This window comes from Amycolatopsis pigmentata (genome assembly GCF_042684065.1).
GTDB lineage: Bacteria > Actinomycetota > Actinomycetes > Mycobacteriales > Pseudonocardiaceae > Amycolatopsis_E > Amycolatopsis_E pigmentata.
In genome coordinates this window covers 949126-974289 of record NZ_JBHUKR010000004.1, presented here as the reverse complement: position 1 = coordinate 974289, position 25164 = coordinate 949126, and the positions used below count along the sequence as shown (strand labels likewise).

13 protein-coding genes and 1 pseudogene are annotated in these 25164 nt (G+C 69.7%); 11 read left to right on the top strand and 3 right to left on the bottom strand.

Annotated elements, in window-relative coordinates:
* Positions 1–164 precede the first annotated feature (164 nt).
* Positions 165–395 (top strand): type II toxin-antitoxin system CcdA family antitoxin, encoded by a 231-nt coding sequence (locus ACFSXZ_RS06175; RefSeq protein WP_378262137.1) that lies wholly within the window; start codon positions 165–167, stop codon positions 393–395.
* Positions 388–792, top strand: a complete 405-nt coding sequence (locus tag ACFSXZ_RS06170; protein WP_378262775.1) for a type II toxin-antitoxin system VapC family toxin — start codon at positions 388–390, stop codon at positions 790–792. Before ACFSXZ_RS06175 ends, ACFSXZ_RS06170 begins: the two co-directional genes overlap by 8 nt.
* Before the next feature lie 27 nt (positions 793–819).
* Here ACFSXZ_RS06170 and ACFSXZ_RS06165 read toward each other — a convergent pair whose 3' ends face one another.
* The gene (locus ACFSXZ_RS06165) at positions 820–1551 is read right to left on the bottom strand and encodes a GntR family transcriptional regulator (protein WP_378262135.1); all 732 of its coding nucleotides are present in this window, start codon (positions 1549–1551) and stop codon (positions 820–822) included.
* Positions 1552–1760: 209 nt separating this feature from the next.
* Entirely contained in the window at positions 1761–1922 is a 162-nt protein-coding gene (locus tag ACFSXZ_RS06160; RefSeq protein ID WP_378262133.1) for a hypothetical protein, read from the bottom strand.
* A gap of 45 nt (positions 1923–1967) precedes the next feature.
* Between ACFSXZ_RS06160 and ACFSXZ_RS06155 the strand changes: the two genes are divergently transcribed.
* The 5 genes from ACFSXZ_RS06155 (at position 1968) to ACFSXZ_RS06135 (ending at position 18329) form a co-directional block, all read left to right on the top strand.
* A complete protein-coding gene (locus ACFSXZ_RS06155; RefSeq protein WP_378262131.1) occupies positions 1968–3353 on the top strand; it encodes a cytochrome ubiquinol oxidase subunit I in 1386 nt (461 codons plus the stop codon).
* The gene (locus tag ACFSXZ_RS06150) at positions 3350–4528 is read left to right on the top strand and encodes a cytochrome d ubiquinol oxidase subunit II (protein ID WP_378262129.1); all 1179 of its coding nucleotides are present in this window, start codon (positions 3350–3352) and stop codon (positions 4526–4528) included. Before ACFSXZ_RS06155 ends, ACFSXZ_RS06150 begins: the two co-directional genes overlap by 4 nt.
* A gap of 312 nt (positions 4529–4840) precedes the next feature.
* Entirely contained in the window at positions 4841–8635 is a 3795-nt protein-coding gene (locus tag ACFSXZ_RS06145) for a non-ribosomal peptide synthetase (protein WP_378262127.1), read from the top strand.
* Complete coding sequence (locus tag ACFSXZ_RS06140; protein WP_378262125.1) at positions 8632–17439, top strand: amino acid adenylation domain-containing protein; 8808 nt, start codon at positions 8632–8634, stop codon at positions 17437–17439. The genes ACFSXZ_RS06145 and ACFSXZ_RS06140 overlap by 4 nt, the downstream gene beginning before the upstream one ends.
* Positions 17440–17453: 14 nt before the next feature.
* Entirely contained in the window at positions 17454–18329 is an 876-nt protein-coding gene (locus ACFSXZ_RS06135) for a TauD/TfdA dioxygenase family protein (RefSeq protein WP_378262123.1), read from the top strand.
* Here the strand turns inward: ACFSXZ_RS06135 and ACFSXZ_RS06130 are convergent.
* On the bottom strand, positions 18319–19257 hold the full coding sequence (locus tag ACFSXZ_RS06130; protein WP_378262121.1) for a LysR substrate-binding domain-containing protein: 939 nt from the start codon (positions 19255–19257) through the stop codon (positions 18319–18321). The genes ACFSXZ_RS06135 and ACFSXZ_RS06130 overlap by 11 nt on opposite strands.
* 151 nt (positions 19258–19408) lie before the next feature.
* Here ACFSXZ_RS06130 and tcuA point away from each other — a divergent pair, with 151 nt between their 5' ends.
* From tcuA to ACFSXZ_RS06110, 4 genes and pseudogenes are all read left to right on the top strand, one after another.
* Positions 19409–20947, top strand: a complete 1539-nt coding sequence (gene tcuA / locus ACFSXZ_RS06125) for an FAD-dependent tricarballylate dehydrogenase TcuA (RefSeq protein ID WP_378262119.1) — start codon at positions 19409–19411, stop codon at positions 20945–20947.
* 163 nt (positions 20948–21110) lie between these two features.
* Positions 21111–22529, top strand: coding sequence for an MmgE/PrpD family protein (locus tag ACFSXZ_RS06120; protein WP_378262117.1), 1419 nt, complete (start codon positions 21111–21113; stop codon positions 22527–22529).
* A gap of 11 nt (positions 22530–22540) precedes the next feature.
* On the top strand, positions 22541–23941 hold the full coding sequence (locus tag ACFSXZ_RS06115; protein ID WP_378262115.1) for an MmgE/PrpD family protein: 1401 nt from the start codon (positions 22541–22543) through the stop codon (positions 23939–23941).
* Positions 23938–25164, top strand: a pseudogene (locus ACFSXZ_RS06110) (aldehyde dehydrogenase family protein); the annotation flags it as partial. The gene ACFSXZ_RS06115 and the pseudogene ACFSXZ_RS06110, both read left to right, overlap by 4 nt.

Sequence of the window (25164 nt, the reverse complement as noted above, 5' to 3'; positions counted from 1 at the left end):
AGATGCGCTCGCTTGTTCGATAAAATAGCCGTATGAGGGCGCCGAACGTCCCCCGCCTCGCCGGACTTCCGGGGACTGCCGGAGTTCCTGGAGATTCCGCTGAGCCGGGAGGGGCCGCGGGCAGAGTCGAGTTGGCGTGGTCGCGTTGTGTGTATAGTGTGTGTATGGCTCGGTTGAATGTCTACGTCCCTGATGAGCTGGCCGAACGCGCCAAGGCCGCGAAGCTGAACGTGTCCGCGCTTGTGCAGGCGGCTATCGCGGATGAGTTGCAACGCCGCGCCACCGACTCCTGGCTGGACACTTTGCCTGCCCCACGCGAAACGGTGTCCCACGATGCTGTTCTTGACGCGCTCGACGGCGCGCGGGCGGAGCTGGGCGGGCGAACTGATGAGTGATACTCCCGCCGAGATTGTCGTCGTCGACGCTTCCGCGCTCGTTGACCTGCTTGCCGGTACGGATTATGCGGCCGCGACGAAGAAGCGGCTCGTTGGTACCGTCATGCACGCTCCAGCACATATGGACGCAGAAGTCCTCTCCGCACTCGGCCGACTGCAGCGGGCCGGAGATCTGAACGTGGCAGGTGTCGAAACGGGCCTCTCGGCGCTGGCAACGGTCCCCGTCACCCGGCACCCCGTTGTTGAGCTGGCGGTCGGAGCGTGGGCGCGGCGCGCGGACCTTCGCCTCGCCGACGCGCTTTATGTCGAGCTTGCGGTGCGTCTGCATGCTCGAGTCCTCACTACCGACCAACGCCTTGCGCGCGCCACATCTGTAGCGGAGAACATCACCCGATAGTCCAGGACGGACAAGAGGTTCAGCCGGTCACGCGCGGGCTTTGTGTTCCTTGCGTCCGGTCTGGCCCGCCTCGAATTCGGCCAGCTTGTGCAGACCGGCCTCGGCGGCGTTGCGGACGTGTTCGGCGCAGGCGTTGGCGGCTCCCTCCACGTCGCCCTTTTCGAGGAGTTCGACCACTCGCCGCAGTTCGGCGGACGCCTGCTTGGCTCGTCCCGGGGTGGACAGCGAGGTCGCGCGCAGGACCTGCACCCGGCCTTGGAGCGAGGTCAGGATCTGGGCCAGGGGCTGACTGTGGGCACCCGCCAGCAGCACCTCGTAGAACCCGTCCTTGGCGCGGAGTTCGGCCAGACGGTCGGTGTCGGTCCCGCTGACCTGTTCCAGCGCCTCGAGGGACGCCCGCAGGTCACGCAGTTGCTCCGGGGTGGCCCGTTCGCCGAAGCGCCGGACCGCGAGGGGTTCCAGCGACTGGCGCATCTCGTAGATGTCGGCGGCCTCGGTCGCCGACAGCACGCTGACGATCGCGCCCTTCTGCGGAATGACCGTGACCAGCCCTTCCGACACCAGCAGCGCGAGCACTTCGCGCACCGTGGCCCGGGAGACGCCGAGCTGGGTGACGAGCTCGCGCTCGATGAGACGCTGTCCCGGGGGGAGCCGGAAGTCGAGAATCGCCTGCCGGACGACCGTGAGTACCTGGTCACGCAACGGCGCGGCCACTCGCCCGAGCGGTGCCGTCACCCACGTGGTCGACTGCTGGTCCACCGTGCGTCTCCCTTCCCCTCGAGCTCTTGGGACGCCCATCGTCCGACCGGCGGACCGTCCGACCGATTGTAAGGGAGGCGAGCCGGGCACCGGCCGCGGAACGGTGCTGCACTGCCCGTGTGCGCCCGCAGCGCGGGAACGGCGTGACGGAAGCGTCATAGGGTGTGGCCGACAGTGTCGTGCCGGTCACGGAAAGCAGGTTTCCGGCGCTAGCGGCGGCCCGTGTGCGCGGTCCGCTCGCCCAGGCGGACCAGCACGCCGACCCCGCCGATCACCAGCACGACGAGCCCGACCACATAGAGATCCGGGACGACCAGACCGAGGGCACCGATGCCGACGCCGAGCAGGAACACCGCGATCGCAGTTGCCATGACCAAAGCTTCACCCCTTGCCGTCGCGGAGGGGAGGACACCTTCGTGGTGATCGCGTCGTTGGTGACGCTGGCTGATGGCGCGGTTCCGGCCCGGAGCCAGATGGGTGCGTCGCTGGGGTTCCATATCGTGTTCTCCTGCTTCGGCATCGCCTTTCCGACGGTCGTGCTGATCGCGCATTGGCGGGGGATCCGCCGGAACGACGCGGTGGCGTTGTTGCTGGCGCGGCGGTGGTCGAAGGTGATGGCCGTGATCTTCGCGGTGGGCGCGGTGTCGGGCACGGTGCTCTCGTACGAACTGGGGTTGCTGTGGCCGGGCCTGATGGGGACCTACGGCAGTGCTTTCGGTATTCCGTTCGCCATCGAAGGAATCTGGTTCTTCCTCGAGGCGATCTTCACCGGGATCTATCTCTATGGCTGGCGGCGGTTGCCCGCGTGGCGGCATTGGTGGGCCGGGACGCCGATGGTCATCGCGGGCGCGCTGGGCGCGCTGTCGGTGGTGTCGGCGAACTCCTGGATGAACGAGCCCAGCGGGTTCGTCCTGCGCGACGGGCGGATCGTCTCGGTGAACGCGTGGTCGGTGGTCTTCAACGCCGCCGTGCCCTACGAAGTACCGCACATGGTGCTCGCCGCCTACATGGTGGTGGGCTTCGTCGTGGCCGGTGTGTATGCCGCGGGGATGCTCCGCGGACGGCGGGACCGCTATCACCGGCTGGGTTTCGGTATCGCCTTCGCCACCGGCGCGATCGCCGCGCCGGTTCAGGTCATCGTCGGTGACATCGCGGCGCGGCAGGTGGCGGCGCAGCAGCCGGCGAAGTTCGCCGCGATGGAATTCGTCGAGCGGACCGGAACCCACGTCACCGAATGGCTGGGCGGGATCTACTACCGGGGGCAGGTCTATTTCGGCTTGGGCGTCCCCGATCTCGACTCCATTCTCGTCGGGTTCTCGCCGAGCACCCCGGTCATCGGCTGGAACGCTTTTCCGCCCGAACTGCGGGCGCCGCTGCCGAACCTGATCCATCTGGCCTTCGACGCCATGGTGATGTTCGGTGTCGCGCTGCTCCTGCTCGGGGCGTGGCAAGGATGGGCCTGGTGGTTCCGGCGCGCGATCCCGGCCACCCGCTGGTTTCTGGTTCCGGCCCTGCTTTCGGGGTTCGCGGCGGTGGTGGCGATGGAGTCCGGCTGGATCGTCACCGAGGTCGGGCGGCAACCGTGGGTCGTCTACGGGCTCCTGCTGACCAGCGACGCCGTCACGACCTCGGGAGGGGTTCCGGTGACGCTGGGCCTGACCGTCGCGATCTACGCCGCGCTCACCGGCGTCAGCATCGGGGCGCCGTGGCTGATGAGCCGGCGCTGGCGCCGGGAAGATCCGCGGGCGGAGGAGTACGAGACCACGCCCTACGGACCCCCGGTCCCGGAGCCGGCGCCGTGAACCCGCCGCCGGAGACGATCGCGAGCGCGGTGGTGCTCTTCGCCGCGATGGCCGCTTACGCCCTGTTCTCCGGCGCCGACTTCGGTGCCGGGGTCTGGGATCTGCTCGCCGGCAGTGCCGAGCGCGGTGAGCGGCCGCGCGCGACGATCGCCGCGTCGGTGACGCCGGTCTGGGAGGGCAATCACGTCTGGATCATCTTCGGCCTGGTCGTCGTCTGGACCGCCTTTCCGCCCCTGTTCGCGAGCGTCATGACCGCGCTGTTCGTGCCGCTGTTCCTGTCGCTGGCGGGAATCTTCTTCCGTGGCCTCGGCTTCGCGTTCCGCATGGAGGCGCGAAGGTTGCGATCACGACGGCTGCTCGGAGCCACCTTCGCCGCGTCCTCGGTGATCGCGCCGTTCTTCCTCGGCGCCGTCATCGGCGCGGTGGCCACCGGCCGCGTGCCCTTCCCGGCGGTGGGCAACGACCTTGCCGCGTGGACGAGCCCGGTCCCGGTGGTGACCGGCGTGTTGTTCGTCTCCGCCTGTGCCTACCTGGCCGCGGTGTATCTGGTGGGGGACGCCCATCGCCGGGGCGAAACCGTCATGGTGCGGTACTTCGCCCGCCGGGCGTTCGCCGCGGGCGTGGTCACCGGTCTGCTCGCGGCGGTCAACATGCTCCTGCTCCGCACCGGCGCGCCCTATGTCTTCGACGGTTTGGTGGGGCGAGCACTGCCCTTGGTCGCCCTTTCGGTTGCCGCGGGCATCGCCGCGCTCGGTCTGATCCTGCTGCGCCGTTACCGTCTGTTGAGGTTTACCGCGGCTCTGGCCGTGACGTCGGTGGTCGCGGGATGGGGATGGGCGCAGTACCCCTGGCTGGTGCCGGGCACGCTGACGCTGACCGAGGGCAGCGCCTCGCCCAGCGCGCTGTGGGCGTTGCTGGGGGTGACCGGACTGGCCGTGCTGCTCGTGGTGCCGTCCTTCGCCTACCTGTACTGGTTGCAGCAGCACGAACGGCTGGTCGAGTCGGAGGCGGCAGACGATCTTCGCCGCCGTATCGACCTCGCCCACGGCAGGCCCGTTCCCCTGGGCCCGGAGGAACCACCTCCGCCGAAGCGTCCGGACGGCTTCGTCCTCGCCGTCGTCGTGGCCTCGGCCGCGATCAGGCTGATCCGCAGGCTCACCGGACGCGGGCGGTAGCGGCGGCTTCCGGCTTGGATCCCGTAGGGGAGCGCTCCCAACCGGCGTGGAGTGATACTGGACACATTTCTTCCGGTGGCCGGGCGCTGAAACCACGGTGCCCGCGCGTTTCGCTGCGCGAAATTCCGGATGGTTGTCGCTCCACGGGAAATCGGCTGACCCGCCGGTTTCCGATCCTGGAAGGCTTGTTCCGGCAGGAAGTTCTTCGAGGCAGGCGCGCCGGAAGCCCGAAGCCGGGAGGGGGGTGCACGTTGTTGGCGACCATGCTAAGAACAAAGGTCTCGACCATTCCCTCGCGGGAGGATCGAACTCTTGACGGACGTCTCCCTGCCACTGTCCTCAGGACAGCGGCGGCTCTGGACCCTCTTCGACGACGACGCCGCGATCGCGGCCTACAACGACGCCATCACCTACACCCTGCGGGGCCCGTTGGACCACGACGTCCTGCGGGCCGCCCTCGACGAACTGGTCGCGCGGCACGAGGCGCTGCGGACGAGGCTGGTCGTCCGTGACGGCACGCTCGGCCAGCGGGCCGAGGCGCGCGGCCTCGGCTGCCCGCTGACCGTGACCGACCTTTCCGGCCGGCACCACCTTCTCGACGAACTGGTGCACACGGATCTGCACGAGACGTTCGATCCGAAGCGCGCGCCACTGCTCCGCGCCCGATTGGTGATCCTCGGGCCGGACCATCATGTGCTGCTGATGGTCGTGCACCACTCGGTGTACGACGGCTGGTCGCTGAGAATCCTGCTCCGCGAACTCGGCATGGTCTATACCGCTTTGGTGCGCGGTGAGCGAGCCGATCTGCCCGAGCCGTCCTGGCAGTTCAGCGACTACGCCCGCTGGGAGGCCGAGTGGCTGGCCGGTGCGGAACCGGCGCCGCACGAGGCGTACTGGAGCGAGCGCCTCGCCGGTGTCCCCGCCCTGCTCGAACTGCCCACCGACCGGCCGCGCCCGGCCGAACAGGACTACCGCGGCGGCCATGTGCCGGTCCTTTTCGGTGAGGAGTTGACCGCCGCCCTCAAGACGGTCGCCCGCGACCACGGCGTCACGCTCTACTCGACGATCCTCACCTGCTGGTTCATCCTGCTCTCGCGGCTTTCGGGCCAGGATGACATCGTTGTCGGCGTCCCGGCGGCCAACCGTGGGCGCCCGGAAACCGAGAACCTGTTCGGTTTCCTGGCCAACACCCTGCCCCTGCGGGCGGGGCTCGCCGGTTCGCCGAGTGGCGCGGCGCTGCTCAAACGGGTGCGCGCCTCGCTGCGCGAGGCGGCCGACCACGTCGAGTTGCCGTTCGAGCGGATGATCGAGCTGGTCAATCCGCCGCGGAGCCCGGCGCACACGCCGTTGTTCCAGACGATGGTGAGCTGGGTACCGGACCGGAACGGCCTGCTGGAGCTTGCCGGCGTCCAGGCCGTTCCGCGGGAGATCCCGGACATCCCGGCGAAGTTCGACCTCGTGCTGACCTTGGCCGACAAGGAAGGTGGCGTCGCGGGGGATCTGGACTTCGCGCTGGCGCTGTACGACCGCGCCACGGCGGAGCGGTTCGTCCGCTATCTGCTCCGGCTGGCGTGGCAGATCGCCGAGCGGCCGGACGACGAAGTCGCCTCGTACGAACTGATGGACGAGGCCGAGCGCCGTGCGTTGCTGGCGGACTGGAGCACCGGCCCCGAGGCCGAACCTCGTCCCGGTGGCCTGGTGGAGCGGTTCGAGGCCTGGGCAGACCGGTGTCCTGACCGGACCGCGGTCGTGGCGGGGGAGGCCCGGCTGAGTTACGCCGAGCTGGACCGGCGAGCGTGCCGCCTGGCCGGGGCACTGCGTGCTCGAGGGGTACGACCTGGTCAACTGGTCGGGCTGCGCACCGGGCGTACGGCCGAGCTGGTGGTGGGCCTGCTCGGCATTCTCAAGGCGGGCGCCGTTTACCTGCCCCTGGATCCGGCGCAACCGGCCACCCGCCTCGCCGCGATGGTCGAGGACGCCGCTCCCGCCTTGGTGCTCGACGACGACAACCTGCCGGTCTCGGCCGTCGAGTCCGAAGTGGACAGTGATGGCCGGGCTGGGATCCGGGCCGCGCCGGAGGATGCCGCCTACGTGATCTACACGTCCGGTTCGACCGGCCGGCCCAAGGGCGTGGTGGTCACCCACCGGAGTCTGCTCGCCTTGTTCGACCAGTGGGTGGCGCGTTTCGGCGCGATCCCGGGCGAGGCGGCGTCGGCGTGGTCCGGTATCGGTTTCGACGCTTCACTGCACGAATTGCTGCTTCCGCTCACCAGCGGCGGGGTGTTGCATGTGGTGCCGGAAGACATGCGAGGCGATCCGTCGGCACTGATGGCATGGCTGCGCGAACACCAGGTGGCGCAGGCGTTTCTGCCTCCCGCCTACATCCGCTGGATCGACGAAGATCCCGCGGGGCGGCTGGCCGGGTTGTCGCTGCGGCTGGTGCTGACCGGCGTCGAGTCGTTGCCCGAAGCCGCGCTGGCCCGGATGACCGGTGTGCTGCCGGGGTTGCGCGTCCTGTTCGGCTACGGGCCCACCGAGGCGACGTTGTATGCCGTCGCCTACACCGGACAGCGCTTGCTGGAACGGTCGTGTCCCATCGGCAAACCGCTCCCCGGGAGCCGGCTCTACCTGCTCGATCAGCAACTGCGGCCGGTGCCGCCCGGAGTGGTGGGGGAGGTCCACCTCGCCGGGGCGTGCCTCGCGCGGGGTTACCTGCACCGGCCGGACCTGACCGCCGAGCGGTTCGTGCCGGACCCGTTCAGGCCGGGCGAGCGGATGTACCGCACGGGTGACCTCGCGCGCTGGCTGCCCAATGGCGACGCGGTGTATGTCGGCCGCCGTGACGACCAGGTCAAGGTGCGCGGATTCCGGGTGGAGCCGGGCGAAGTGGAGGCCACCCTGCTGGCCGTGCCCGGGGTGCGGGAGGCCGCCGTGCTCGTCGATCGTGACGGCGAGCCGCGGCTGCTGGCGGGGGTGGCGAGCGACAAGGGATGGACCCCGCACGAGTGGCGGGAGGCGCTCGCCGACCGGCTGCCGGACTACATGATCCCGTCCACCATCGCCGAGTTCGACCGGCTTCCGTTGAGCCGCAACGGGAAACTCGACCGTGAAGCGTTGCTGGAGAACATCCGCGACGCCGTCCCGGCGCAGGTCAACACGGCCAGCCCGCGTGATCACGTCGAACTCGCGCTGTACCGGATCTGGCGGAACCTGTTGCGTCATCCGGCGATCGGCATCTCCGACACCTTCTTCGACGTCGGTGGCACGTCGGTCTCGGCGATCAAGCTGGTGCACGCGATCAGCGCGGAGTTCGGGCGGCTGCTGCCCGTCCGCGAGGTGATCCTGCATCCGACCATCGAGGAACTGGCCGCCCTGCTGCGGTCGGACGCGCCCGTGGAGGCGGACGGCGGGTTGATCGAGTTCCGCCGTGGTGACGGACGGCAGCGTGTGGTGTGCGTGCATCCCGCCGGCGGCACCGCGTTCTGCTACCTCCCGTTGAGCACGGCGCTGCCGGAACGGGTCGGAGTCGTCGGTCTCCAGGCACGCGGGATCAATCCGGGCGAGACGGCGCTGCCCAGCGTCGAGGCGATGGCCGAGGAGTATCTGCGGCTGGTCGCGCCGAAGCCGGACGAGTCTCTGGTCCTTTGTGGACTGTCCTGCGGCGGCCTGGTCGCCTACGAGATGGGCCGTGCCCTGGCGGACCACCCACGGGTGAGCGTGGTGCTGCTCGACACGAACGGCACCGACGACACCGACGACACCGCCGGGCCGGTGCCCGCCGAGGAGTTCCGCGAGAAGCTGGTGCGCTTCAACGGGATGTATCCGGGAATCGACGACTCGCAGATCGACCGCTACCACCGGACCTACAACCACAACCGGGCCACCGCGGGCGAGTACCGGCCCGGCGCGTCCGGTGCGCGAGTGGTGTTCGTGCGGGCGGCGGACGACGCCACCGAAGGGGCGGTGGAGTTCTGGCGGAAGCGTGCCCGGGGCGAGTTCCGCGTCGAACCCGTCGGATCCGGGCACTGGGACCTGCTGGAAAGCGGTGGGCTCCGCCGGGTGGTCGAGGTGATCACGGCCGAACTCGCCGCACTGGAGGTCCGGTGAGCGACAAGGGCGAAGCCGCTCGCCGGGACCGACCGGGTGCGGGTGTCCCGCAAGATACCGAAGCGAGGTCGATCGCCCGGGGGGTGCACGCGCGGGCGCGGCGGACGCCGGACTCGGTCGCCGTGGCCGACGGGGGACGGCGGCTGACCTATGCCGAACTGGACATCGCCGCGGCCACCGTCGCGGAATCGTTGTCCCGGGCCGGTCTGGACCGCGGTGACGCGGTCGCGGTGAGCCTGCCACGGTCGTGGCAACTGGTCGTGGTCATGCTCGGCGTGCTGCGGCTCGGCGGGCAGGTGGTGCCGCTCGACCGGCTGAGCCCTCCGGGCCGTCGCGCCCTCGTCCTTGCCGACTCGGGTGCGTCCGCCCTGGTCCATGACGGGATCGCGGATCCACCGGATCTCCCGCTGTTCACCGCGGACGCCTTGCTCGGCGGTCCGCCAGGGGCGCCGGGCACTCCCCGGGAACCGGCGGCGACGGCTTTCGTCTTCTCGACCTCTGGGACGACCGGCAGGCCCAAGTGCGTCGAAATACCGGACGAGGCCATCCTCCGGCTGGCCAAGCCCGGCTACCACCGGATCGAGCCGGGCGCCCGCTACGCGTGCCTGGCCAATCCCGCCTTCGACGCGATCAGCTTCGAGGTGTGGGTGCCGTTGCTGACGGGCGGGACCTGCGTCGTGCTCCACGAGGAGACCGTGCGGGATCCGGGCGCGCTGGCGGCGGCGCTCGTGGCCGAGCGCATCGACACGTTGTTCGTCACGGCCTCGCTGTTCAACGCGGTGATCGACGCGGTCCCGGACTGCTTCGCCGGCGTGGCGCAGGTCCTCATCGGGGGTGAGCAGCTCAACGCCGGCCTGATCCGTCGCTGGTACTCGGACAACCCGGGCAGTTCCACTCGATTGATCAACGGCTACGGGCCGACCGAGTCGGCCACCTTCGCGGTGAGTCATCCGATCCCGCGGGATTTCGCGGGCGACACGGTGCCGATCGGCCTGCCCCTGCCGGACACGACGGCGGTCGTGGTGGCGCCGGGCACCGAGCGTGTCGCGGCACCCGGTGAAGTCGGGGAACTCCTCCTGGCGGGGAGCGGACTCGCCACGGGATACCGGAACCTGCCCGGCGAGACCGCGCGGCGGTTCGTCCGTCTGCGTTGGCTCGACGGGGGGAGTGAGCGCTACTACCGCACCGGCGATCTGGTGCGATCCGGCACCGACGGCCGCATCGAATACGTCGGGCGGAGCGACCGGCAGGTGAAGGTTCGCGGTTTCCGCGTCGAGCCGGAAGAGGTGGAGCGGCGGATCGTCGCACATCCCGCCGTGCGGCAGGCCCATGTGTGCGCCCGCCGCACGGGCGAGCACGGCCCGAACGAACTGCTCGCCTTCCTGGTGGCCGACGGGCTGACGTTCGCCGGGTTCGATGAGCACCTGGCCGCCGGGGTGCCGGAATACATGCGGCCCCACCACGTCTTCCGTGTCGCCGCGTTGCCCCGCACCGCCAACGGCAAGGTCGACGAGGCGGCGTTGCTGAGCGGGGACCCGCCGCCGTGGCGGCCGGAGGGCACACGTGAAGCCGCGACACCGTGGCAGCGAGAGGTGCTCGGCGTCGTGGGGGACGTGCTCGGCATCGCGGATCCACGACCGGACGAGAGCTGGATCGCTTCCGGCGGCGACTCGCTCAAGGCGCTCCGGCTGCGCTTCGCCGTCCGTGAACGATGGGGTGCCGATCTGCCACATTCCTCGGTGCAGCGCGGAAATTTCGCCGACCTCGCCGCCGCGATCACGGAGGCGGGCGCCACGCTATACCCCGTTCCCACGGAGCCCACGACGACGATGTCGGCCCCGGCCACCAGCGAGCAGCAGCGACTTTGGCTGCTTCAGCAGCGGGCACCGGAGTCCGTGGCCTACAACGTGCCACTGGCGTTCCGCATCACCGGACCCGTGGACGTCGAGGCTCTGCGAAACGGCGTGCGCGGGCTCGTGGAGCGGCATCCGGCCCTTCGGACGTCCTTCGAGGCGACGGCCGAGGGGTTGCGCCAGATCGTCGGCGAGCCCTACGACCCGTGGACCGAACTGCCGGAACGCGAGTTCTTCGCGGCACCGTTCGACCTGGCCCGGCCAAGATCGCTGCGCGCGGCATGGCTGCCGGAACCGGACGGCGGGACGTTGCGATTGTGCCTGCATCACATCGCGGTCGACGGCTGGTCGCTCAACGTCCTGTTCCGCGAGTTGTCGGCCTCGTACGCCGGTCGCCCGCCGCACGGAACGGTGGCCTCGCCGCTCGACTTCGCCCTCTGGCAGGCGGAATGGTTCGCTTCACCCGTCTACCTCGCTCGGCGGGACGAACTGCGAAGTATCCACAGTGGACAGGAGTCTCCTCGGCGCGAGGTTGTCCCCGAATCGAACGACGGAAGGCTCCTGCTTGGCAGGCTCGACGCCACGCGGCGTGCGGGAATCGACCGGTGCTGCGCGCAACTCGGCCTGACCCGGTTCCAACTGCTGCTGGGTGTGTTCGCCGGGGTCGTCTACGGCGTGACCGGACAGACTCGCCCGCGGATCGCCGCGCCGGTGGCGAACCGGCCGGTTCGCGAGTTCGAAGACAGCGTCGGGATGTTCGCCAACACCGTGCTGGTCCCGCTCGCCGTCGAGCCGGACGAAGACCTGCGCGCGCAACTTCCCCGCCTGGCTGCGACGGCGGGCGAGGTGCTCGACCGGTCCGATGTCGCGCTCGCCGACGTGTTGAGCGGCCGCATGGACACGCCGTTCGACTTTCTCTTCGTACTGGAGAACACCGAATACGAAACGCTGAGCCTGCCCGGCTGCGTAGTTCGTCCACAATGGATAGAGGCGGCCGAGGCCAAATGCGCGCTCACCCTTTCCGTGGTCGAGAGCGCGGACGGATTCGACTGTCTGTGGGAGTACTGCGACGGCCGCCTCACCGCCGCCGAAACCGAAGCGCTCGCCGGGCTTTTCGGCCGTGCCCTGGACAGCCTTTCCGAAGGTAGCGCCACGCCCGCCGAACTGGCCGCTCCCTATCGGAAGACGCTGCCGGATCACGGCCGCGGCGAGCCGCCCGGTCAGGGGTACGAGACGATCGCCGAGGGCTTTGCCTCGCAGGTCGAGCGAACTCCCGACGCTCCGGCCCTGCGGACGGCGGAAGGCCCAGTCAGCTACGCGCGTCTCGACAACTACGCCGCCGCTCTGGCCGCCGAACTGCCCCCGGACGCGACCGATATCGCGCTGTACTTCGAACCGTCGGTGGAACACGTCGTCGCGTTGCTCGCGCTCGCACGCCTCAACGTGACCGCGGTGCCGCTGGATCCGGCTTACCCGCCCGTGCTCCTGCGCCAGGTTCTCGACCAGGTCAAGCCGAGCCTCGTGCTGCTCGCGCCGGGGACGGAGAAGGACTTCGACGCGATCGGCTCCGGCGTCGAACGGCAGTTCGTCATCCTGACCGCCGGTCCGGCCCCCGAAGTCCCGGCTCGTCATCACGGTCGTCCGCTCTACACGCTGTTTACCTCCGGCTCCACCGGTGTGCCCAAGGGCGTCCGCGTGCCGGACCGCACCCTGTGCAACCTCGTGCGGTGGCAGGCGGCACCGGCCATGGCGACCCAGCAGTTCTCGATGCTCGCCTTCGACGTGTCGTTCCAAGAGATCTTCACGACGCTGTGCGGTGGCGGCTGTCTGCACCTGATCCGTCCCGCCTGGCGCCACGACATGCCGGCGCTGCTGGAGCGGTTGGAGACCGCCGGCATCGAGCGGATCTTCGTGCCCTACGCCGCTTTGCGACTGCTCGCCGAGCACGGCGTGCGCCTCGGCCGGTACCCGTCGAAGCTGCGCGAAGTGATCACCGCCGGGGAGCGGCTCGTCTGCACCGACGCGATCCGGCGCTGGTTCGCGGGGCTGACCGACGCGCGGCTGTACAACCATTACGGTCCGACCGAGACGCACGTGGTGAGCAGTCTGTGCCTCGAAGGCGATCCCGCGCGATGGCCCGAGCACCCGGCCATCGGCAGGCCCGTGGCGGGCGCGGTGCTGCGGGTCGCCGACGAATCGGGCGCGCCCGTGCCGCCGGGACGACTCGGGGAGTTGTTGATCGGCGGGCTGATGGCCAACCCGTGCTATCTCGGCGATGCGGCGCTCAACCGCGAGCGGTTCGCCGAACTGCCGGAATTGTTCTACCGCAGCGGGGATCTGGCCTGGTTCGACCGGGACGGTCTGCTGCATTTCGCGGGCCGGACCGACGAACAGGTGAAGGTGAGCGGTCACCGGCTGGAGCTGGGTCAGGTCGAGGCGGCTCTGCTGCGGCACCCCGGCATCGCGGGCGCCGTGGTGGTGCACGACGGCGACGGACTGCTGGCGTGCCTGGAGTGCCGCCGGACACCCACGGCCGAGGAACTGGCGGAACATCTCAGCCCGCTTTTGCCGCCGCACGCCCGCGTCAACCGCTTCCGCGTCATGAACGCTTTACCGCGCACGCCGAGCGGGAAGCTCGACCGTCAGGCGGCATCGCGGGCACCGGGGGAGGACCTGCGCCGTGGCTCGGCCCAGGGCTTCTCGGCGCGGGAACGCCGGCTGGCCGGACTGTTCGAGGAGGTGACCGGCGCGCCGATCGGGCCCGGCGAGACGTTCTTCGCCGCCGGAGCGTCGAGCCTGGGCCTGATGCGGTTCCATCTGCGGTGCGCCGAGGAGGGCCTGCGGTTCACGGTCGCGGACCTGTTCGAGCGCGTGACCGTGCGGGAGCTGGCGCGTGCCCTTGGCGGTGAGGGGGGCCTTTCCGTTCCCGGCGAGGCGGTTCGCCCCGACGAGCCGATCGCGGTGATCGGGATGGCGGTCCGGCTGCCCGGTGCGCCGGACCTCGCCGCGTTCTGGGAACTGGCGCGGACAGGCAGGCGGGGCATCGACCATTTCGCGGCGGCCGACGGGTTGGTGGGCGCCCGCGGCATGCTCGAGGGCCCGCTCGCCTTCGACCCCGCGCACTTCGGTATCAGCAAACGGGATGCCGCGCTGATGGACCCGCAACAACGGCACCTGTTGATGAGCTGCGCGCAGGCACTGGCTCACGCGGGGATCGGCGAGCCGTCCGGGCGCGTCGGGCTGATCGCCGGGTGCGGGGAGAACACCTACTTCCAGGACATGCTGCGTGAGGCGGACCCGGACACGCTGCCGGACGGGTTCCAGCTCGCGCTCCACCACGACAAGGACTTCCTCGCGACGAAGGTCGCCTTCCACCTGAACCTGACCGGCCCGGCGCTGAGCGCACAGACGGCTTGTTCGTCTTCGCTGGTCGCCGTGCATCTCGCCGCCGGAATGCTGCGCGCCGGTGAGGCCGACGTGATGCTGGCCGGCGGCGTACTGATCGACCTGTCCCTCGCGGAGGGCTACCGCTACCGGCCACAGCACATCTTTTCCGCCGACGGTCACTGCCGTCCGTTCAGTGAGGACGCGGGCGGCACGGTCGGCGGCAGCGGTGTCGGCGTGGTGGTGCTCAAGCCGTTGCGGCAGGCTCGTCTGGACGGTGACACCGTCTACTCCGTCATCACAGGTTCGGCGGTGAACAACGACGGCGCGGCGAAGATGGGTTACAGCGCGCCGTCCCCGGCCGGACAGCGCGAGGTGATCCGCGCCGCGTTGCGCCGCAGCGGGCGGACCGGCCCGGAGGTCGGCTACGTCGAGGCCCACGGCACGGCCACCCAGTTGGGCGACCCGATCGAGGTCGCCGCGCTCCGGGACGCCCTCGGACCCGCAGCGCGCGGGCACCGCGCGCTTTCTTCGGTGAAGAGCCAGATCGGGCATCTGGGCGCGGCCGCCGGAGTGGCCGGCCTCATCCGCGTCGCCCTGTCCGTCCATCATGGACTGATCCCGCCCACGCCGGATTTCCGGGCGCCCAACCCGCGGCTCGCGGAAGAACTGGTCTCCTTCCGCGTCCCCACCACGGCCGAGCCGTGGCCGGACGGGGATCGTGTCGCGGGCGTCAGCAGTTTCGGCATCGGCGGGACGAACGCTCATGTCGTGATGGAGCAGGCCGCGACAAGCCCGGTCGTCCGCACCCCCTTGCCGTGCCTGGTGCTCTCCGGCAGCAGCGAAACCGCGTTGCGGACGGACCTGCGGCGGATCGCCGGCTATCTCGCTGATCACCCGGAGTCCTATCAGGACGTTCTCTGGCACCTCCAGGCCGGCCGCCCGGCCCGTCGCTGGCGGGTCGCTGCCGTCTGCGCGGACGCGGCCAGCGCCGTCGAATGGTTGCGGACGGCCGAGCCGCGCGTGGTCGAACCGGAGGACACGGTGGCGGGTTCGACCGACCCGGCTGAGGCGATGGACGCGTGGCTGAGCGGGCAGCGTGTCGACTGGGGACGCGAGTCCGCCCCGGCACCGTGGGACTTTCCGCCGCCCGCGTTCGACCTCTCCGACTACGACTTCACCCGCCGCAGTGCTGGTGTCAGCAGGTTGCCGGAGGGGGAGTGGCTGCACCAGCCACACTGGACTCGCCTGCGGCGCGCCGGAATCGCCCGCGCGCGCGGTTCACGGGTGCTGGTGGTGATGACCGACAGACTGGTGAACACCGCGGCCTTCGCATCCGGGTTTTCGCGCGTCGTGGTGGTCCACGCGTCGAGCGTGTTCGCTCGGCTCGACGCCGATGTCTTCGAGGCCGACCCGGTCGAGGAGGAGTCGATCCGGCGGGTGCTGGCCGAGGTGGGCGATGAGGACATCGACTGGCTGCATGTCCTGCCGCTCGGGATTTCGGGTCCGCTGGGCGAAAAATCCCTGAGCGCGGCACGGTGGGCGTGTCTGGACGCACCGGCCGCGGTGCTGCGCGCCGCCGGACCGCGGCGGCTGCGCACGTGGTGGCTCTCCGCCGGGGCGGCCTCGGCGCGAGGTCCGGTGGTCCGTCCCGAGGCCGGTCTGCTCGCCGGGGTCACCGCCGTCGGTCCGCAGGAGACCGGCGTGCCAGGCTGGTGGGTCGATCTGCCCGACGAGGACCTCGAGCGGTGGGCATCGCGGCTCACCGGACTGATGACGGGTCCCGAGCCACCGTCACTTCTCGCGCTACGCGACGGTTTCTGGTGGGAACAGGTTACTTCACCGGTTCACGCTCCCGTCGAAGAGTCCGTTGTGGACGATGGAGTGCACCTCGTGCTCGGCGGAACCGGAGGGATCGGTTCGGCTGTCGCGGAGGTGCTGTTGGCGAGCGCCGGAGGCCGGGTGGTGCTCGTGGCCAGGAATCCGCTTCTGCCGGAATCGCTGACACCATGGGCGGACCGGGTCAGCCTGGTCCGGGCCGATCTGACCACGGTGTCGGCCGAGGAGATCTCGGCCCGGCTCGGCGGACCGATCGCCACGGTCGTCCACGCGGCCGGTGTGGCGTCGGGTGGGTTGATCGCCTCGCGCGATCCGGAGCGAGCGAGGCGCGGCGCCGAAGCGAAACTGGCCGGGGCCTTGCTGATGGAGCGGCTGATCGAGCGGCACCAGCCCGCTCTCGCCGTGTACTGCTCGTCGATGGCGGCCCACTTCGGTGGCGTCGGGCAACTGGACTACGCGGCCGCCAACGGCTTCCTCGACGCGCTGGCCCAGCACGAAACCGGTGCGGCCACGGCCCGGATCGGGATCGACTGGGATGTCTGGCGGGACACCGGCATGGCCGTGGCCCCCCTGTCGGCGCTGAACACGGACGCGCGTCACCAGGCGCACCTGGCCGTCGGCCTGACCAACGCGGAGGGCAAGCGGGTGTTCCGGCGGGCTCTCGGTGCCGGGCTGCCGCGGCTCTACGTCTCCACCACCGACCTGGCCGACGCCCGCTCGTTCTACGAGCCCGAGGTGCGTTCGCCCGTGCCCGTCGCGGCTCCGGACGAGTCGGCCGCCGAACTGCTCTCCCAGGAAATACGCGAGTTGCTCGGCATCGACGAACTCGATCCGGACGTGCCGCTGTACGACCTCGGCGCGGATTCCTTGACGCTGCTGGATGTCGTCGACTCGGTGAAGCGGCTTTTCCACGTCGATTTGGAACTGGCCTGGCTCGAACCCACGGTCACGCTGGCGGGCTTGCTCGCCCGGTTGGCAGGGACAGCGGAGGCCGCCGGGGGCGACGACGTCACGGTGCAGGTATGGCGGGAGGGCACCGGAGAAGACATCGTGTGCCTGGTCCATCCCGTCGGCGGAGACGTCCAGGCGTACCGGCCGCTGGTCTCGGCGTTGGAGTCCGCCCTGACCGTGTGCGTCATCGCCGACCCCGCGCTGCGTCGTGACGAACCGCTCGGCTGGTCGGTCGCCGAGCGCGCCCGCCGTTACCACGCGGCTTTGCGGGCCCGGTTTCCCGGCGACAAAGGGGTCTGGCAGGTGGCGGGCTGGTCGTTCGGCGCGTGGGTGGCGCTGGGCATGGCCGCCGAAGCCGAGGCAGGCGGCCGCCCGCTGCGCGCGCTGCACCTGATCGACCCGCCCCCGCCCGGCACGAGGTTCGCTGAGGACGACGAAAGTGGCCTCCGAGCCGTGTTCGAGCGCGAACTGGGCGCCTCCGGCGGCACGGCGGGCGACTACGCCAAGCGGCTCGCGCGCGCGTGCCGGCACAACCTCCGCAGCATGGCCGGACACGAGTTGCCCCGGCTGGCCGCCACGCCCAGCCGGGTCTGGCTCGCCGGCCGCCCGGAACCCGGATTTCCCTCGGACAGCGACGAAACGGGCTGGCGGGACGTGCTGCCGGAGCCGAGCCAGTGGCGGCGGCTGGATACCACGCACTACGGAATCGTGCGGCCACCCCACGTGCACGCCGTGGCCGGCGCGATCAGCACCGGCTCGGTGATCGGAGACCAGTGAATCGGGAGGGCACCATGGAGGACTACGAACTCGAAGCCGTCAAGCGCGTCACCACGCGGCCGGCGCGGGGTTACCGCACGCTGAAGGTGCGGTCGCTGACCCCGGTCATCGGTGCCGAAGTCTCCGGCCTCGATCTCTCGAAGGAGCTCACCGACGATCAGCTCGCCGAGGTGAAGACCGCGTTCACCGACCACCACGTCCTGGTGTTCCGGGACCAGGCGATCACACCGGCCCAGCACAAACGACTGGCCACCTACTTCGGCGAGCCCCAGGTGGTGGAACCGGCGGAGGAACAGGTGGGTGATCCCTCGGTGATGGCGGTCCAGACCACTCCCGCGGCGACCGCCGTGGCCGGTGACGGCTGGCACGCCGACGGCACCTCCTCGCCGGAGCCCTCCCTGGGGTCGATGCTCTATGTCAGGAACATCCCCGAGCCGGGCAGTGGCGGCGACACCTGCTTTGCCAACATGCACCTCGCCTACGACATGTTGTCCCCCAAGATGAAGTCGATGCTGGACGGCCTCACCGCCGTGCACGACGACCATTACGCCTTCCGGGGTCTCACGCCCCCGCCGAACTACGTGATGAAGACCAGCGAACACCCGGTCGTCGTGCGGCATCCGGACACCGATCGCGAAGTGCTGTTCGTCAATCCCGCCTACACCTCGCACATCCCGCAGCTGTCGAAGGACGAGAGCCGCGCGCTGCTCGAGCTGTTGTGCTCACTGGTGCAGCGCCGGCTGATGCTGACCTGCCGCGTGCGCTGGGAGCCGGACACGCTGGTGTTCTGGGACAACCGGTGCGTCCAGCATCACGCACTCTACGACTACTATCCGCACACCCGCTACGGGCTGCGGGTCGCGATCAACGGTGGTCCGCTCAAGAGCTGACCTGGCGGCGCTCGCGCAGCGTCGCGCGCACGACCTCCGGGGTCAGGTGTGGTGCGAACCGGCGGATGAACTCCAGCAGGTACGGGCGCAGATAGGCGTTGTGGCGCAGCTTGAGGTAGGTGGTGCTCGACTCGAACAGATGGTCCGCGTCGATCGCGCGCAGACCGGTGTCCTCCTCCGGGTCGAACGTGATCTTCGCGAGAATGGCCAGCCCCAGTCCCAGTTTGACGTAGGTCTTGCACACCCCCGCGTCGATCGCGCTGAGCACGACCTTGGGTTCCAGCCCGGCTCGTTCGAAGGCCGTGCGGACCTTGCGGTGGCCGCTGAAGCGGGAGTCGTAGGTGATGATCGGGTAGCGCGCGATCCTGGCCAGGGTGAGTTCTTCCCCGTCCAGGACGGGGTGCCCGGCGGGCGCGACCACGGTACGCGGCATGGCGAAACAGGGCAGGCTGATCAGCGCGGGGAAGGAATGCAGCGTGTCGGTGCCGATCGCGATATCGGCTTCACCGGCGTCGACGAGCGCGCAAATTCCTTCCGGATCGCCTTGTTTGAGAATCACCTGCACTTTGGGGAAATCGGCGACGAAAGGCCCGATGACCTTGGGCAGGACATAGTTCGCCTGGGTGTGCGTGGTGGCGATGGTGAGGGTGCCCTCGTCTGCGGCGGCGAGATCGGCTTTCAGTGCGGAAATCGCGGCGACGTCGCTCATGATCCGTTTCGCGATCTCCACCACGAGTTCGCCCGGTGGGGTCAGCCCCTCGATCCGGTTGCGGCTGCGGGAAAAGATCTCGAAACCCAGCTCGGCTTCGAGGAGCTGCAACTGCCTGCTGATGCCCGGCTGCGAGGTGTGCAGCGCCTGCGCCGCGGCGGAGAGATGATTTCCGTGCTCCACGATCGCCAGCACGTAATGCAGTTGCTGTAGTTTCACCGCACGCTCCGCTTTTCGGTTTCCGGCTTTTCGGGTTCCCTCAGTATTCACGTTCAGTATGCCACTATAGCATAATGTTCTGCTCTGGTATGCGTTTTGGTGATACGCTCCCTGATGGCCGGTCGCGGGGCCTGGCGGGAGGGATTTCCGGATGGCAGACCGAACAGTACCGGCGGACGTGGTTTCCGCCGATGTCATCGTCGTCGGAGGCGGTAACGCGGCCCTGTGCGCGGCGCTGTCCGCGGCCCAGGACGGCGCGCGGGTGATCGTGCTGGAGCGCGCGCCGGAGAAACAGCGCGGCGGCAACAGCGTGTTCACCGACGGGTTGATGCGTGTGGTCTACGACGGCGCCGAGGACATCCGGGCGCTGGCCCCCGACCTCACCGACGAGGAAATGGCGATCAGCGACTTCGGCGCGTACACCGAGTCGGACTTCTTCGACGACATGGGACGGATCACGCAGTACCGCACCGATCCGGACCTGTGCGAGATCCTGGTCAAGCAGAGCAAGCAGACGCTGCTGTGGATGCGCGAGCAGGGTGTGCGGTTCATGCCGAACTTCGGCCGTCAAGCGTACAAAGTGGACGGCAGGTTCACGTTCTGGGGCGGCGCGACCATCGCGGTCGCCGCCGGTGGCCCCGGCCTGGTCGACTCGCTGTACAAGGCCGCGCACCGGCGTGGCGTCGAGGTGGTCTACGAAGCCTGGGTGCGGGACCTGATCCACGACGACGACGGCGTGCACGGCGTACTGGTCAAGGTCGACGGAGCCACCCGTGAATACCGCGCGGGTTCGGTGGTGCTCGCCTGCGGTGGGTTCGAGGCCAACGCCGAGATGCGCACGCGGTATCTCGGTCCCGGCTGGGATCTGGCCAAGGTGCGGGGGAGCCGCTACAACACCGGCGACGGGCTCGAGATGGCGTTGCGGGCCGGGGCGCAACCGTTCGGGCACTGGTCGGGCTGCCACGCGGTGGCCTGGGAGCGCAACGCCTCCGACTTCGGGGATCTCGTCCTGACACCGCAGTTCCAGCGGCACAACTATCCCTTCGCCGTGGTGGTGAACAGCGAGGGCAGGCGGTTCATCGACGAGGGCGCGGACTTCCGCAACTACACCTACGCCAAGTACGGGCGCGCGGTCCTGGACCAGCCCGGCCAGGTCGCCTGGCAGATCTTCGACAGCAAGACCGAACACCTGATGCGCGACGAGTACCGCACCCGGCACGTCACGAAGGTGAAGGCGAACACGCTGGAGGAACTGGCCGCCAAGCTGGGCGACGAACTGGACGGTGCGCAGTTGCTGCGCACGATCGCCGAGTTCAACGCCGCGGTGCGCGACGAGGTTCCGTTCAACCCCAACGTCAAGGACGGGCGCAGCGCGGACGGACTGCCGGTGGCGCGCAGCAACTGGGCCGTCAAACTGGACACCCCGCCCTACACGGCCTACGAGGTCACCTGCGGGATCACCTTCACCTTCGGCGGCGTGAAGATCGACAACCACGGTCAGGTGGTCGACGTCAACGGAAACACCATTCCCGGCCTGTTCGCCGCGGGCGAGATGGTCGGCGGCATCTTCTACCACAACTATCCCGGCGCCAGCGGACTGACCAGCGGCGCGGTGTTCGGCCGCCTCGCCGGCGCGAGCGCGGCGCTCGCGGCGGGGACGAAAACCAGCGAAAGGAACCTCAGCGCATGACGGCCCATTTGGCAACTCGCGAATGTCAGGGTGACCACAGAGCGCGCCGTCTTAGTCCGCTATCGGGGCGGCAGGGCGCCCATCCGCACCGCGTGACTGGCATCGGAAGGGAGCGCCCTGTCGACACGATCGCGGGGGCGCGCAAAGTCGCGGAGGAACGAGCATGACGGGCACTGTCGAAGAAGTCAGTGACATCGCGGCCCGGCCGGTGACCCGGGAACTGGCCACGTTCGCGTCGGAAATGCGGTACGAGAGCCTGCCCGCCGACGTCATCGCGATGGCCAAGCGATGCGTGCTCGACAGCCTGGGGTGTGGCATCTACGGTTCGGCGACTCCGTGGGTCGACGCTGTCGTCCGCACCGTCGGGTTGCTGGGACAGGCGCAGACGGCGAGCGCCTGGGGCAGGCCGGTGAAGGCCGACCCGCTGGGTGCCGCGTTCATCAACGGCACCGCCGCGCAGGGCTACGAACTCGACGACTGTCACGACCAGTCCATGTCCCACTACGGCGCGGGTGTGGTTCCGGCCGTGCTTGCCGTCGCCGAGGCGATGGGCCCGTTCGACGGCAAGCAGGTCGTCACGGCCGTGGCCGCCGGTTACGAGGTCGGCACCCGGGTCGGCAACACCGTCAGTCCGAGCGCCTTCCATCGTGGTTTCCATCCGTGCGGCCTCACCAGTACGTTCGCCTCGGCCGCCGCGATCGCCACCCTGCTCGGGCTGGACGCCGAGCAGTACGTGAACGCGCTGGGCCTCGCCGGTTCCCAGGCCGCGGGCCTGATGGCGTCGCAGTTCGGGGCCATGGCGAAGCGATTCCATTCGGGAAAGGCCGCGCAGAACGGCATCATCGCCGCGCTGGCCGCCCGCGAGGGCCTGACCGGCGTGCGGAACGTGCTGGAGGCGCCGTACGGGGGCTTCTGTTCCACCTACGCCTCGGAGTACGACCTCGACTACGCCACGAAAGGTCTTGGCGAGCACTGGGAAATCCTGCGCAACGGCTTCAAGCAGTACTCGTCGCTGGCGAGCAGCCAGACCAGTGTGGACGCATTGCGCGCCATCCGGGCCCGCGAAGGCATTTCCCCGGACGACGTCGAAAGCGTGCTCGTGGAAACCACCGAGATGGTCTACGTCCACTGTGGCTGGCCGTACGTGCCCAACGGTGAAACCATCGCCGCGCAGATGAACCTGCCCTACACGGCGGCGGTGACGCTGATCGACGGCACCGCGTTCATCGACGGCTACACCGACGAACGGCTCACGGACCCGGCGATCCTCGCGCTCGCCGATCGCGTCAAGGTGGTCGTCGCGCCGGATCTCGACGCCGGCGGCAAAGACGAAATGCGCGCCGTGCGCGTCAAGCTGACGACGAAGTCGGGTGCGGTGTTCACCGAGGCGGTCACCTATCGCAGCGGGCACTGGAAGAATCCCCTGTCCGACTCCGACATCGCCGCGAAGTTCGAGAACCTGGCCACCAGGGTGATCACGGACGACGCCGCGGAGGGGATCCGGCAGGCGGTGCTCGACCTGGACGGCAGGCCGGAGCCCGCCACCGAACTGGCCGGGCTCGTTCAGCAGGTACGCGAGTGAAAGGCCAGGGCGTGTCGAAGAATCTCTCGTCCGCGCTCGCCGGGTTCAGTGCCGGGCTCCGGGCCGGGGACGTGCCGCCGGAAGTCCGCCGGTCCGCCCAATGGCACCTGGTGGACTCCATCGGCGTCGCCATCGCGGGCGCCGATCCTCAGGAGCCCAGCGGCCATGCCCTCGCCAAGGTGGCGCGCCAGTGGCGCACCGGCACCGGCGCGACCGTGCTGGGCACCAGGACCACCGTGCGGCCCGAAGCCGCCGCGTTGCTCAACGGTTCGCTCGCGCAGGCGCTGGAAATGGACGACAAGCACGGCTCCTCGCTGGCGCGGCCCGGGTCCACGGTCACACCGGCCGTGCTCGCGGTAGGCGAGGATCGTGGCGCGACGGTCGGTGCGGTGCTCACCGCCATGGTCGCCGGTTACGAGGTCATGATCCGCCTGGGGTTCGTCGCCGGAAAGCGTTTTCTCGCTCGTGGCTACCACACCAGCTCACTGATCGGCGGATTCGGCGCGGCCGCCGCCGTGGGCGCCTTGACCGGGCTGGGCGCGGACGGCATCTCCGACGCCTTCGGTATCGCGGGCACCTTCGCCTCCGGTATCCAGGAGTCCACCCGCACCGGTTCGACCTCGAAGATCCTGCACGGCGGCTGGGGCGCGCATGCCGGGATCGCCGCGGTGGACCTCGCGGCCGCCGGAATCACCGGGCCGGACAGCGTCTTCGAGGGCGAGTTCGGGTTCTTCCGTACCCATCTGACCCCGATCGAGGGCGAGTTGGACTGGGCGAAGGCGGAGGCGGGCCTCGGCTCTCGCTGGTACCTGCCGGACACGGCGATCAAGCCCTACCCCTGCTGCCAGTTGCTGCACGCCTTCATCGCCGGGGTGAAGGAACTGCTGCGGGAATTCGCACAGGCAGGCGTGCGCGTGGAGGACATCGACAGCGTGAGGTGTCTCCTGGCCGAGCCGGGACTGACCCTGGTGACACAGCCTGCCGAGCGGAAGGTGCACCCGTCCCAGCCGCACGAGGCACGGTTCAGCCTGCCCTACGTGGTGGCCAGCGCGCTGATCCGCGGCGACGTCGACCTCTCCACGTTCCGCGAACCGGCGCTGGCCGATCCGGCCGTGCACGCGCTGGCTTCGAAGGTGGTCACGGGCGAAGACCCCGATTCCGACTATCCGGCGCACTGCCCGGCCGTGATCGCGGTCGAGGCCGGTGGCGTCACGTTCCACAAGCGCGTGCCCTACCACCCGGGCTGTCCGGAAGCGCCGCTGTCCGACGACGACGTGCTGGACAAGTTCGAGCGGAACACGGCGTGGCTCTTCGGCGACCGCGCCCGGAAGATCGCCGCTGGACTGGCGGAGCTGCCGGGCGAGACGCCGGTCCGTGAGGCGCTGGCCATGGTGCGGGCGGGTCACCCGTGACACAGACGCTCGCGGGAGAAGGGGTCGCCGAGTACCACCGGATCTTCATCGGCGGTGAATGGGTGACGGCGCACTCGGGCCGTGTCATTCGTTCCATCGATCCGGCCACCGAGGCGGTGTGGGCGGAAGTCGCCGAGGCCGACGAGCGAGACGTGGACGCCGCGGTGGCCGCGGCGAGGGCGGCGATGTCCGGGCCGTGGACCACCGAGACGACGCCGGCCCGGCGAGGTGCGCTCCTGCTGCGCCTGGCCGGACTGCTGCGCCGTGACGCCGATCGCCTGGCGGAGATCGAAAGCCGGGACAACGGGAAACCGGTCCGCGACACGCGCGGGGAGATGCTGCGCGCGGCCGACTGGTTCACCTTTTTCGCCGGTGCCGCCGACAAGATCCGCGGCGCGGAGGTTCCGGTCGGGGTGGGCGCGCACGCCTACACGCGCCGTCAGCCGGTCGGCGTGGTCGGGGCGATCCTGCCGTGGAACTCCCCGATTTCGCTCGCCTCGTGGAAACTGGCACCGGCGCTGGCCGCGGGGAACGCCGTGGTGCTCAAGCCGGCCGAACTCACCCCGGTCAGTGCGCTGGAACTGGCCCGGCTCGTGGCCGAAGCGGGTTTTCCCCCCGGTGTGGTCAGTGTGGTGCCGGGTTACGGTGACGTGGCCGGTGCGGCGCTCGCCGCGCATCCCGGCGTCGACAAGATTACCTTCACCGGCGAACACCGGACGGCGCAGAAGATCATGGCCGCGGCGGCGGGCACGCTGAAGCGGATTTCCTTCGAGTGCGGGGGAAAATCACCCTACCTCGTGTTCGCCGACGCGGATCTGGACCGTGCTCTGACCGTCGCGGTGCACAGCGCCTTCCGCTCCACCGGGCAGTCCTGTTCACTGGCGTCCCGCGTGCTGGTCCAGCGGCCGGTGTACGAGGACTTCGCCGCCGCGCTGGCCGAGCGGGCCCGCCGGATCCGGGTCGGCCTGCCGAGGGACCCGCGCACGCACATCGGTCCCCATACCTCGGCCGAGCAGCGCGCCAAGACCGAGTCCTATATCGACTACGGACGCTCGGCGGGTTTCCGGCTGCTGTGCGGAGGCGGCAGGCCCGTGGGTTTCGAACGGGGCTACTTCGTCGAACCGACCGTGTTCGCCGACGTGGATCACTCGTCGCGGCTCGCGCAGGAGGAGGTCTTCGGTCCCGTGTTGTCGGTGTTGCCGTTCGACACCGAGGACGACGCG